The organism is Vibrio sp. JZG120, assembly GCF_053890955.1.
Map to the genome: position 1 here is coordinate 17,896 of NZ_JBSRRK010000024.1, position 12,898 is coordinate 30,793.

General features: G+C 45.9%; 9 protein-coding genes. 6 read left to right on the forward strand and 3 right to left on the reverse strand.

All coding sequences use genetic code 11. The annotated features are described in order from the left end of the window. Positions 1–17: 17 nt before the first annotated feature. Positions 18–1,151: a hemolysin family protein gene (locus tag ACWPOD_RS22880; protein WP_167426154.1), complete on the reverse strand. Its 1,134-nt coding sequence runs from the start codon at positions 1,149–1,151 to the stop codon at positions 18–20. Between the two features lie 253 nt (positions 1,152–1,404). Between ACWPOD_RS22880 and hupA the strand changes: the two genes are divergently transcribed. Together hupA and ACWPOD_RS22890 are read left to right on the forward strand one after the other, a co-directional pair. Continuing rightward, positions 1,405–1,677 carry a nucleoid-associated protein HU-alpha gene (hupA, locus tag ACWPOD_RS22885; RefSeq protein WP_005382524.1) on the forward strand — a complete coding sequence of 91 codons (273 nt, stop codon included), beginning with the start codon at positions 1,405–1,407 and terminating at the stop codon, positions 1,675–1,677. Positions 1,678–1,716: 39 nt separating this feature from the next. Next, on the forward strand, positions 1,717–2,415 hold the full coding sequence (locus tag ACWPOD_RS22890; RefSeq protein WP_167426155.1) for a DUF1481 domain-containing protein: 699 nt from the start codon (positions 1,717–1,719) through the stop codon (positions 2,413–2,415). 81 nt (positions 2,416–2,496) lie between these two features. Here the strand turns inward: ACWPOD_RS22890 and purD are convergent, their stop codons facing one another. Then, positions 2,497–3,786, reverse strand: a complete 1,290-nt coding sequence (gene purD / locus ACWPOD_RS22895) for a phosphoribosylamine--glycine ligase (protein WP_167426156.1) — start codon at positions 3,784–3,786, stop codon at positions 2,497–2,499. A gap of 293 nt (positions 3,787–4,079) precedes the next feature. Then, positions 4,080–5,672 (reverse strand): bifunctional phosphoribosylaminoimidazolecarboxamide formyltransferase/IMP cyclohydrolase, encoded by a 1,593-nt coding sequence (purH, locus tag ACWPOD_RS22900; protein WP_085344624.1) that lies wholly within the window; start codon positions 5,670–5,672, stop codon positions 4,080–4,082. 265 nt (positions 5,673–5,937) lie between these two features. Between purH and zntR the strand changes: the two genes are divergently transcribed. From zntR to ACWPOD_RS22920, 4 genes are all read left to right on the forward strand, one after another. Further along, positions 5,938–6,336: a Zn(2+)-responsive transcriptional regulator gene (zntR, locus tag ACWPOD_RS22905; RefSeq protein WP_005397290.1), complete on the forward strand. Its 399-nt coding sequence runs from the start codon at positions 5,938–5,940 to the stop codon at positions 6,334–6,336. Between the two features lie 163 nt (positions 6,337–6,499). Then, on the forward strand, positions 6,500–8,068 hold the full coding sequence (gene cadC / locus ACWPOD_RS22910; protein WP_282150705.1) for a lysine decarboxylation/transport transcriptional activator CadC: 1,569 nt from the start codon (positions 6,500–6,502) through the stop codon (positions 8,066–8,068). Between the two features lie 700 nt (positions 8,069–8,768). Further along, positions 8,769–10,112: a cadaverine/lysine antiporter gene (gene cadB / locus ACWPOD_RS22915; RefSeq protein WP_046874613.1), complete on the forward strand. Its 1,344-nt coding sequence runs from the start codon at positions 8,769–8,771 to the stop codon at positions 10,110–10,112. A 117-nt stretch (positions 10,113–10,229) separates the two neighbouring features. Continuing rightward, positions 10,230–12,365, forward strand: coding sequence for a lysine decarboxylase CadA (locus ACWPOD_RS22920; protein ID WP_031382113.1), 2,136 nt, complete (start codon positions 10,230–10,232; stop codon positions 12,363–12,365). Positions 12,366–12,898: the final 533 nt, after the last annotated feature.

The following is a 12,898-nucleotide window of genomic DNA, read 5'->3' on the forward strand; positions in this document are numbered from 1 at the left end:
GTTATGCCCAATGCTGATTACGATTCTTTAGAGCCTGGTTTTGTCGCTTCTTGAGCTTCTGGCTCCTTGTGATGCTTCTCCAGTTCTTCCTCTTCTTCATCGTCATCGCGGCTTTCGATTACGCCGTGCATCTCTTTCCAACTTTCCCAACGTTGGTAAGCCAGTTCTTGCATGTCGGTACTTTTATCCGCTTCATCGATGATTTCTTCACCCACGAGGTGTTCAAAAATATCCTCCAACGTCACCAAGCCTTGCACAGTACCGTATTCGTCAACGACAAGGGCTAGCTGTAGGCGATGAGTCATCATCTGGTCAAACACTTTCGGTAAAGTCGTGTTGTTTAGCACCACTTGAATCGGGCGCATGATTGCTCCCAGTTGTTTCTGTCCACAGCCTGATTGTTGGAGTTTGAACAACTCAAGGCGGTGCACAAAACCAATGATATTGTCTTTCTGCTCGCTATAAACCAATGGGCGGGAGAAAGGTGTATCCTTGTGTTTTTCTAGGAACTCATTGATGGTCATCGTGGCATCAATACGGAATACCACAGGACGTGGGGTCATAACCTGAGTTACAGGTACATCTTGGATGCCAAGCAAGTTGCTTAATATTTTTGATTCACCCTCGGCAAATTCACCGCTTTCACGTGCCAGAATCGCCATTGCCGACAGTTCATCGCGCATCTTGGGTGCTTCGTGGTTACGAGCAAGACGCTTGGTGATTTGCTCTGAAAACCATACGAATGGTGTTAGCGCCCATACCATCCAGCGTAATGCGACTGCCGCGGTTGGCGCCAATTGACGCCAGTAAGTTGCGCCAATTGTTTTCGGTACGATCTCTGAAAGCACCAAGATCGCCAGTGTGAGCACTGCCGAAAAGATACCTAACGCTTCGCTACCAAATACCACCGCAGCTTGTGCACCAGCAGTGGCCGCGCCGATGGTATGAGCGATGGTATTTAGAGTTAGAATGGATGCCAATGGTCGGTCGATATCTGATTTTAGCTTAGCCAGTTGCCCAGCTGCGGGATGCCCCTGTTGATTGAGCTGCGCAATGTAGCTCGGACTGATACTCAGCAGTACCGCCTCCAGCACCGAACAGATAAACGAAATGCCGATTGCAATAGAGATATAAATGGATAACAGCAGCATAGTTGCCCTTGAATGTAGTTTGATAGTGGTTATTTGCAGCTATTATAACCGCAAAAGTGCCTTATAAATTGGTCCAAATACCTTGGAAAGCAAGGGTTTTCAGGGGGTATGTGGTAACAAATTGTGAGTTATTACTCATATTATGGCTAAAAGTACGTCAGAAAATCGAAAGATCGCTTACAAACCTTTGCCAGATGGGGCATTTATGTTTTAGAGTGAGACGAATTCGATAACCTATGAGAAGGGAAACCTAATGAACAAGACCCAATTAATCGACTTTATCGCAGAGAAAGCAGACCTATCAAAAGCACAAGCAAAAGCTGCTCTTGAAGCGACTCTTGATGGTGTAACTGGTGCACTTAAAGAGGGTGACCAAGTTCAACTAATTGGTTTTGGTACATTCAAAGTAAACCACCGCGCTGCACGTACTGGTCGTAACCCTAAGACTGGTGACGAGATTCAAATCGCAGCAGCTAACGTACCTGCATTCGTAGCAGGTAAAGCGCTGAAAGAATCAGTAAACTAAGTTAGAATGCACCGAGGTATCCTGCCTCGGTGCAACTTCATGAAAAAACATCTACTCGCTTCACTTCTCTTATCTAGCTTTACCCTTTTTGGCTGTTCGTCGGTTGAAACTCCTAATTTAGAACAATTCACTCACTTCTCTGGCGGCAAAGTTGCTGGAGGCGCAAGTAGCTTGTACTGGATGACCGAGAAACTCACTCGCGTGAGTACGGCTGCTGATTACGTAACGATGGGGGATAATGGCTGGTTTCAAAGTGACTACCGTTGGGATGACGGTGAGCTTCGAGAGTTGATTCGAAAAGGTGAGCAAGTTGATACCCAGCAAGAGTTGGTGCCTTTTCAAATCCACATCCGTTTTAATAAAGATGGCGAAGCGGTTTACCAACAATATCGCGTTAATCGTAAAGTCTTACCACTTCAGCATGAACAATTAGAACGTTACAAGACAGAAGCGAATGATGTAGTGGCGTCGGTTAAGGCGCAGTCTCGTAACAGTCAGAGCCTCATTCAAGGTTATTGGAATGGCCAATCGTTTGAAACCTGCAAAGGTAAAGCGTTCTCGACACTCGAGTTTAATCAGACGTTGCCAAATTTTATTATCGAGCGTCTCTCATCTGTAGACAGTTACGTGGCTTTTGTCGGCAAGCAGTCACGAAATAAAGCAACGGTTGATGAACTGTTGATGCTCAATGATGATGACTTTGATTGTGTACCACGACCAGCATTACTCGCAGAGTAAGCTTGGTGAGACTTACTTGCTGACAGAGTAATAAAAAGGCGCTGAATGCGCCTTTTGTTTTTTAGCCAACTTAAGTTGTTTTTATTTTTCTTGCTCACGTGCAATCGCACGGTAGCCGATGTCACTGCGATGGAACATACCGTCCCAACTGATCTGTTTTGCAAGCTCGTAAGCGCGTTGCTGCGCTTCTGATACGCTGTTGCCCAACGCAGTTGCACACAATACGCGACCACCATTTGTTACGATGTTGCCATCTTTATTGTCTGTACCCGCGTGGAAGACTTTCTCGCCTTCAATTTCAACTTGTGGCAGACCAGAGATCACATCGCCTTTGTTGTACGCTGCTGGGTAACCACCGGCTGCGAGCACGATACCAATCGACGCACGTGGATCCCATTTTGATTCCACTTGATCCAGTTTTTGGTCAATCGCAGCCAAGCAAAGATCAACCAGATCCGATTCCATACGCATCATGATTGGTTGTGTCTCTGGATCACCGAAGCGGCAGTTGTACTCGATCACTTTAGGCGTACCATCTTTGTCGATCATCAGACCCGCGTATAGGAAACCTGTGTATGGGTTACCTTCAGACGCCATACCACGTACTGTTGGGTAAATGACTTCTTCCATGATGCGGTTGTGAATTTCTGGTGTTACCACAGGAGCTGGCGAGTACGCGCCCATACCGCCAGTGTTTGGGCCAGTATCTTTGTCACCCACGCGTTTGTGATCTTGGCTGGTGGCCATTGGCAGAACGTTCTCACCATCCACCATCACGATGAAGCTTGCTTCTTCGCCATCTAGGAACTCTTCGATAACCACGCGGCTGCCTGCGTCACCAAATGCGTTGCCTGCTAGCATGTCTTTGATTGCGTCTTCGGCTTCTTCTAGCGTCATTGCCACAATCACGCCTTTACCAGCCGCAAGGCCGTCGGCTTTCACCACAATCGGCGCACCTTGCTCACGCACGTAAGCAAGCGCTGGTTCAATTTCTGTGAAGTTTGCGTATGCACCGGTTGGGATTTGGTGACGAGCAAGGAAGTCTTTAGTAAACGCTTTAGAGCCTTCAAGCTGCGCTGCGGCTTGGGTAGGACCAAAGATTGGTAAGCCCGCTTCGCGGAACGCATCCACCACACCAATAACCAGCGGTGCTTCTGGGCCAACGATAGTCAATTCAATCGCCTTCTCTTTTGCAAAAGCAACCAGACTATCGATGTCTTCCACATCAATGTTTACGTTCTCTAGTTTTGGCTCTAGTGCCGTACCTGCGTTGCCTGGAGCAATGAAAATAGTCTCAACATTTGGGTTTTGCGCCGCTTTCCAGCCTAGCGCATGTTCACGGCCACCTGAACCAATGATAAGTACATTCATTTTATTTATCCTTTGATAGCTGCGCCATATTGCTAATCTCTGCGTCGAGCTTGCTCATTTATACTTATAAACTCCGCGAGCTCTCCTTGACCTTATCAATATGGCTTTGCTCTAAAATGAAAATTTCTAAAACTAAGAGTATTTCAAATTAGCTAAATTAAATAAGTCTTGCTCAAAGTAGTTGATGATGTGGCTAGGCAACAATTGAGCCCATCCCGGAAACATAGCCAGCTACGTAACCGGGGTGGCCGAAAGCAGTTAACAATGCCACAGTGCCAAATACGATGAGGAAATTAGTGGCGGAAGTGACGCATACCCGTGAAGATCATCGCCATGCCGTGCTCATCTGCTGCTGCGATAACTTCGTCGTCACGCATAGAGCCACCTGGCTGAATTACGCACTTAATGCCGGCTTCTGCTGCGGCATCGATACCGTCGCGGAATGGGAAGAAAGCGTCAGATGCCATTACGCTACCGGCAACTTCTAAGCCTTCATCTGCGGCTTTGATGCCGGCAATTTTCGCTGAGTAAACGCGGCTCATTTGGCCTGCGCCTACACCGATAGTCATGTCGCCTTTCGCGTAAACGATCGCGTTAGATTTCACGTATTTCGCTACTTTCCAGCAGAATAGGGCGTCTTTTAGCTCTTCTTCTGTCGGCTGACGTTTAGACACGACTTTAAGATCGTCTAGGCTTACCATGCCTTGGTCGCGGTCTTGAACCAGTAGACCACCGTTGACGCGTTTTACGTCAAAGCCCGTTGTCTTCGTTGACCACTCGCCACACTCTAGTAGACGTACGTTCTTCTTCGCTGCAACGATTTCAATCGCTTCAGCAGAAACAGAAGGTGCGATAATCACTTCAACGAATTGACGCTCAACGATAGCGCTAGCCGTTTTTGCATCTAGCTCTTGGTTGAATGCAATGATGCCGCCGAACGCTGACGTTGGGTCAGTTTGGTAAGCGCGGTTGTACGCTTCGAGGATGTCTTTACCTAGCGCAACGCCACATGGGTTGGCGTGTTTTACGATTACACATGCAGGCTCGTTGAACTCTTTCACACACTCAAGTGCTGCATCAGTGTCTGCAATGTTGTTGTAAGAGAGGGCTTTACCTTGGATTTGGCGAGCAGTAGAAACAGATGCTTCTTGTGGGTTTGCTTCAACGTAGAATGCGGCTGCTTGGTGGCTGTTCTCACCGTAGCGCATGTCTTGTTTTTTCTCGAATTGCTGGTTGAAAGTACGTGGGAATTTAGACTCTTCATCACCTTCTTTGTTCTCACCGTAAGATGGAACCATAGTGCCGAAGTAGTTTGCGATCATGCCATCGTAAGCAGCAGTGTGCTCGAATGCTGCGATAGCAAGGTCGAAACGAGTCTCTAGTGTTAGAGATTTCTCGTTCGCGTCCATTTCAGCGATAACGCGATCGTAATCATGAGCGTTCACAACGATAGTCACGTCTTTGTGATTTTTCGCTGCAGAGCGAACCATCGTTGGGCCGCCGATATCGATGTTTTCAACCGCGTCAGCTAGTGTACAGCCTTCTTTTGCAACGGTTTCTGCGAATGGGTATAGGTTAACAACGACCATGTCGATTGGATTGATGCCATGTTTTGCCATCACGTCGTCATCTTGACCACGACGACCAAGCACACCACCGTGAACTTTCGGGTGAAGCGTTTTAACGCGGCCGTCCATCATTTCTGGGAAACCTGTGTAGTCAGAGACTTCTGTTACTGCGATGCCTTGTTCGGCAAGTAGGCGTGCTGTACCACCAGTAGATAGGATATCGACACCGCGCTCAGCAAGAGCTTGTGCAAACTCAACAATACCTGTTTTGTCTGATACGCTGATAAGCGCACGGCGAATAGGACGAGCGTTATTCATGCTTCCATTTTCCTCAAATTCACGGAGTTAAAGATGTTTGCCAAAAATGAACTTGTTTTTACCTCTTGGGGTAAAATATTGGCCAGTTTTGGTAAAGACCTTTGCCGGATGTTTTCTGGTTAGAAAACAGTCTCCACATTTGATGGCGCGTATTCTAACCAATTTATTACAAAAAAGCTCGCGCAATCGTTTGGCATCTCAAAAATAATTGTGAAAAAGAGGTTCTTTAGCTTTAAAAGTAACGAGATAGTTAATAGGGAAAGTTATGTTTCAGATAGGTGAACTGGCAAAACGTTGTGGTGTGACGGCAGATACGCTGCGTTTTTATGAGAAAAACGCGCTGATAAAGCCCGCAGGTCGAAGTGAATCAGGTTATCGTCTCTATAATGAAGAGAATCAAAAGCAGGTACACTTCATCCTTAAAGGTAAAGAGCTGGGCCTGAGCTTGGATGAGATTAAAGAGCTACTAGAAATCAAACTAGAAGCAACAGAACACAGCTGTGCAGAGGTTAAAGCTATTACTTCTGCTAAGTTAGAGCTGATTGATGGAAAAATTAACGAGCTAACGAAAATTCGTCGAGCTTTGAAGAAGATCAATGATGCTTGCTGCGGTCATACGGACGATGATGCTACTCATTGTTCTATCCTTGCAGCACTTGAGTAGTCTCATTTCTGCATCACTTAACTTAAGTTTGCATTTTTGGCGGCTTGCTTTTCTAGGTGCACGCCGTTTTCCCACCTATAATCTCGCCTTTAGTTACCTGTAGGAATTGACCATTGTTTGATTCCTGCCGTAGCGCTGTCTGTAGATACGAGAGTTTTCATACATGGTTGGAGTCTATTTTCAAATCAATGACTGGGTTTTAAGCGTTGATGAAAATAAGCTGTATCGACAAGATAGGGAAGTTACTGTTGAGCCACGCTTAATTAATCTTCTGCATTTCCTAGCGGAGCATGCGAATGAGGTGTTCAATCGTGAGGAACTGATCCAATACGTTTGGGCTGGGGCGATTGTGACCGATCAAGTGGTGACTCAGTCCATTTTTGAGTTGCGTAAATTACTGCGGGACGGTCGGGAAGAAAATACCAGCTACGTCATTACAGTGCCGAAACGTGGTTACAAGCTGGTGGCGAATGTGACCCCAATGACACTCGAGGAATTCCTCGCAAGTCGTCATTGTGATTCAGAAACTCTTCCTCCTATTGTTGAAGAGCCAGAAGAAGAGACTCTACCTATCGCACCTGCCGTCACTTTTCCTGCAGGCCCTCTGACTCGCGCGGTCTGTGAGATGTCTAAAGAGAAAAAGGCCCCTCAGAAAAAAAATAAAATCAGTCCGTGGCGCCTGGGGATCATGAACTTCATCTGGATCAGTGTCTTGGTTGTGGTGATGGGCGTGTTTACCTACAAGCAATCGGAAGTGCGTATTACTCAAGCCATCGATACTCACCTTATCGAATTCAAGTTTCAAGATAACTTCACGAGCGAAGGGTTAAGCTACGACTTGGCAGACGGGTTTGCCCAAAAGTTGATGTCCGACATTGCTCAAGTGAGCGATTACCGAGTCATGCTAAAGAAGGCGTCGTTTACCTCGGGTATTGTGCCGGGCAAATCGGTTGTGGTGCGGGTTCGTGAAAATGATGGTGGTAGCTTTTTAGAGGTGGAATATCGCAATAACTCATCTGAAAAGGTGTTGTTTAGTCGTCAATACGCGTTAACCAGCAGCCATTTAAAGACAGTGCTTCAACAAGCGTCGTTAGACTTGATGCAAGTCCTGAAAGTACCGGATGCCAAGCTGAAATCCACGATGCTGGTGGCGGGAATGCCAATTAACCCAGATGCTTTGGAGCTGTTTGTTCAAGCTAACCATTATCTCAATGTCTCGGATGCCAAGCAGTTTCGCCAAGGCGTCAACTTGATGGAAAACATTTTAGAAATTGAGCCAGATAACGCTTACGTTCAGGCAGAGTTATTAATTGCTTACCACGTGCAGAAGGTGCTCGATTTTTCACAGGAGTTGAAGAAAGGGCGAGTGCAGCAGTTGAGTGACGCACTAGAAACTAACGTAAAAATGATGGTTGGGCCAATTCAACCCCGAATTTATGAAGCTTTAGCCCTGCACGAAACCATTATTGGTGACATGGCTTCAGCCAAGCAGCATCTTGGGCAGGCTTTGAGGTTACGTGATTCGGTGCTTTCTTATGTGATTCGTGGTAAACACGCTGAATTGGATGGTGATCTGGATTTGGCCAGTGAGTCTTACAGCGAAGCTTTCTATATTGATACGTCGGTTGAGACGTACCTGCTGTGCGAAAACTTGGTCTTCCCAAGTAACATGAAGGCGATTGATTACGCCATGTATCGCGCCGTTCACCCTTCTGTCGTTCGAATGCTTTAATTTTCTCGGACTCAAATACTAGCCCCTCATTTCGGTGAGGGGCTTTTTTGTCGCTGTCGAAAAGTGAAAAAGCTGGGGCGGTGGGGCAATGACTTACGAAGGAGCCAACAACGCAAGCTTGCAACGGGAAGACATATCCGGTTTGCTTCTCTATCTCTATCTCTATCTCTATCTCTATCTCTATCTCTATCTCTATCTCTATCTCTATCTCTATCTCTATCTCTATTGATTGTATGGAGTGTCTGGCTGAGTTATGTGGCGAGAATGATTCTGATGCTTTCTTGCAGGCGAGATGAATATTGATGTGGGTCAAAAAGCGCGATCAGGGAGAGATTTATGGAATCAACAGTTCAGGGAATTAACCCTTCGGGATGGGGAAGTTGATAGAGGTTGATAACTTTTATCGCGATTACCAACGAGTTGATGAGAGTTTATCTATCGGTATAAGGTTTGATGTTTTTCTTATAACTGCATGAATAATATGGCTTTATATTTTTGTGTTTATCATGTTTATCTCAACTTGATGTTGATTAACTAATCATTTTATTGATAACGCCAAGTTTATTTTTTTCCCGATTTTTGGGCGTAGTCTTCACTTCGAAATTTAGCGAGGTCGAGCAGGTATCTACTTCATAGCATCTCGCTAATAACCGTTCAGTTTGAGTCACGTTGACTTGAGTAGAATAGATTTGGAGATGTTATGTCATCGAATACGAAAAAAATCGGCCTAATTGCCTGTACGGGTGTAGTCGCCGGTAACATGATGGGTAGTGGTATTGCACTGTTACCTTCTAGCCTAGCTTCAGTAGGCTCTGTTTCAATTTTCAGCTGGCTGATCTGTTTGATCGGTGCACTGAGCCTTGCGTTTGTTTACGCTCGTCTGGCAACCAAAAACCCTCAAGAAGGTGGTCCTATCGCTTATGCGGGCGAAGTTTCCCCAGTCTTTGGTTTCCAAACGGGCGTGCTTTATTACCACGCGAACTGGATTGGTAACCTAGCTATTGCTATTACAGGTGTTTCTTACCTTTCAGTATTCTTCCCTGTGCTTAATGACCCAATCCCAGCAGGTATTGCGACGATTGCATCGGTATGGATCTTCACTTTCGTCAACCTACTTGGTGGTAGCTGGGTAAGCCGTCTATGTACGCTTGGTCTTGTTCTAATCCTAATTCCAGTTGTTGGTACCGCTCTATTTGGTTGGACGCACTTCGACACCGCGCTATACAGCCAAAACTGGAACGTATCTGCGGGTACTGATAGCCATGCGATTGTGACTGCGGTTCTTATCTGTCTATGGTCATTCGTTGGTGTGGAGTCAGCAGCAGTATCGACAGGTATGGTAGAAAATCCTAAACGTACTGTACCGCTAGCAACCATGCTGGGTACTGGTATCGCAGGTGTGATTTACATCCTATCAACTCAAATGATCAGCGGCATGTTCCCTGCTTCTGAAGTCGCGGCATCAGGTGCGCCATTTGCATTGGCAACCACTGAGCTATTCGGTAGCTGGACTGCACCATTCGTATCAGCGTTCACAGCACTAGCATGTTTCACTTCGCTAGGTTCTTGGATGATGCTGGTGGGCGAAGCTGGTAAACGTGCAGCAAGCGATGGCAACTTCCCTAAAATCTACGGCGAAACTGACAAAAACGGTGTGCCTAAGAAAGGTCTAATCCTTGCGTCAATCAAGATGACAGCATTAATGGTTGTACTGATGTTCTTCAGCTCTAAAACAGCACACGCATCAGACCTGTTCAACCAGCTAACGACTGATGCAGTTCTACTAACTATGCTGCCTTACTTCTACTCAAGCATTAACTTGATTCGCTTCGAAGGTATGACAACACGCAACGGCTTCGTAATGCTGTTCTCTGGTGTGGCTTGTCTGTTCTGCTTCATCGCACTAGCGGGTGCAGAAGGCGGTACGCTCACAGCAACCTTCATCGTGTCTCTCGTTATCTTGATGTTCTACAGCAAAAAAGCAGGTCTTGCTCAGTACGTGAAAATGCACGCTGACGATATGCCTGCCCAAGCAAGCAACTAATCCCCAAACGCTGGTACTTCGGTGCCAGCCCATAAAACCCAAATTCACGCGGCGCTCACCTTTACTCATTGCCTGTAAATGGCAAAGAGCGCCCTCATTCGCCTTGGAGATGTCCAAATGAATATATTCGCTATCTTGAACCACATGGGTGTGTTCTTTAAAGAAGAGCCAGTTCGTCAACTTCACGCTGCTCTTGAGAAAGCGGGCTACGAAGTGGTTTACCCAGTAGATGATAAAGACTTGATCAAAATGATTGAGATGAACCCACGCATTTGCGGTGTGCTGTTCGACTGGGATAAATACTCACTAGAGCTATGTGAACGTATTAGCCAAATCAACGAAAAACTGCCTGTTCACGCATTTGCTAACGAACAGTCTACTCTCGATATTTCACTAACAGACCTACGTCTGAACGTGAGCTTCTTCGAGTACGCTTTAGGTATGGCTGACGACATCGCTATCAAAATCAACCAAGCGACCGAGGCATACAAAGATGCCATCATGCCTCCATTCACTAAAGCGCTATTCAAATACGTAGAAGAAGGTAAATACACCTTCTGTACTCCAGGTCACATGGGCGGTACTGCATTCCAGAAAAGCCCTGCTGGTAGCATCTTCTACGATTTTTACGGTCCAAACACATTTAAAGCGGACGTATCAATCTCAATGCCTGAGCTAGGTTCTCTACTAGACCACTCAGGTCCACATAAAGATGCAGAAGAATACATCGCACGCACATTCAATGCAGACAGCTCTTACATCGTAACTAACGGTACGTCTACATCGAACAAAATCGTTGGTATGTACTCAGCACCTGCGGGCAGCACAGTACTGATTGACCGTAACTGTCACAAATCTCTGACTCACCTAATGATGATGAGCGACGTGACACCAATCTACTTCCGCCCAACTCGTAACGCATACGGCATCCTTGGTGGTATTCCACAAAGCGAATTCAGCCGCGATGTCATTGCAGAGAAAGTGGCGAGAACTCCAGGTGCAACAGCGCCAAGTTACGCAGTAGTGACTAACTCAACTTACGATGGTCTGTTGTACAACACACAATTCATCAAAGAGTCGCTAGACTGTAAACACATCCACTTCGACAGTGCTTGGGTGCCTTACACTAACTTCAACCCAATTTACGAAGGTAAATGTGGTATGAGTGGTGAAGCGATGCCAGGCAAAGTGTTCTACGAAACACAATCAACACACAAACTATTGGCAGCGTTCTCACAAGCTTCAATGATTCACGTGAAAGGTGACTTTGATAAAGAGTCTTTCAACGAAGCATTCATGATGCACACTTCAACTTCACCTCAGTACGGCATTGTTGCTTCTACTGAAACTGCAGCGGCAATGATGCGCGGCAACACTGGTAAGAAGTTGATGCAAGACTCTATCGATCGCGCAATTCGCTTCCGTAAAGAGATCAAACGCCTAGAAGCAGAAAGTGACAGCTGGTTCTTCGATGTATGGCAACCAGAAAACATCGATACCACAGAATGTTGGAAACTAGACCCTAGCGATACATGGCACGGCTTCAAGAACATGGATGACAACCACATGTATCTTGATCCAATCAAAGTAACGCTATTGACTCCTGGGATGAATAAAGAAGGCGAACTAGAAGAATCAGGTATTCCTGCTTCGCTGGTGGCTAAATTCCTAGACGAGCGCGGCATCGTGGTAGAGAAAACAGGTCCATACAACTTGTTGTTCCTATTCTCAATCGGTATCGACAAATCAAAAGCAATGCAATTGCTACGCGGTCTAACTGAATTTAAACGTGGCTACGACTTGAACCTAACCATCAAGAGCTTCCTTCCTTCGCTATATAACGAAGACCCAAGCTTCTATGAAGGCATGCGCGTTCAAGAACTAGCACAAGCAATTCACGACCTAACTAAGAAATACAACCTGCCAGAGCTAATGTACAAAGCGTTCGATGTACTTCCAGAAATGAAAGTAACACCACACGCAGCATGGCAAGAAGAGCTTCGCGGTAACGTAGAAGAAATCAAACTGGAAGAAATGGTTGGTCGCGTAAGTGCGAACATGATCCTTCCTTACCCTCCAGGTGTGCCACTAGTACTTCCTGGTGAAATGGTGACTCAAGAGTCTCGCCCTGTACTGGACTTCCTAGAGATGCTTTGTGAGATCGGTGCGCATTACCCAGGTTTCGAAACCGACATCCACGGTCTGTACCAACAAAAAGATGGTAGCTACACCGTAAAAGTATTGAAGAACTAAGTTCCTCTCGAAGATGACGTCATTGGGAATGCAAGCATGCTCCACTCTTACGAGCTCAATGTGTCATCGAACAATAACGACATTTAGATATACCCCTAACTAATCTGTCGTAAAGAGAAGGGCAAGGATGCTCTGATCTTTTCTTCTATATAGAAGAAGCAATTTCCAAGACTTCACCTGAAGTACCCCAAGTAAAAAGCAAAGACCAAAGAGCAGTTCGTTATCGTTCTGCTCTTTTTTTCGTCTTTATATAGTTAGAAAGAGAAAAAAGAACCAAGAGAGATAAGATCAGCGATCGAAATTACCAAGAAATCGGCGGTCTTTTAATGCAGAAGTCAGGTGTTTCTTCATGAAAAGATCCTCTACAACCCGAAATATTAGACAAAATCGTTGAGTATCTATGCAGAATGCTTGTTATTTGTTCGGTTGAAAGTTTTTTTGCAAAAAACGCTTGTGCTAATTTCTCAACTCCCTATACTGCGCATCCACCGACACGGAGTGAGACGAAAGTCACACAGCGAGTCGGAAGTGAG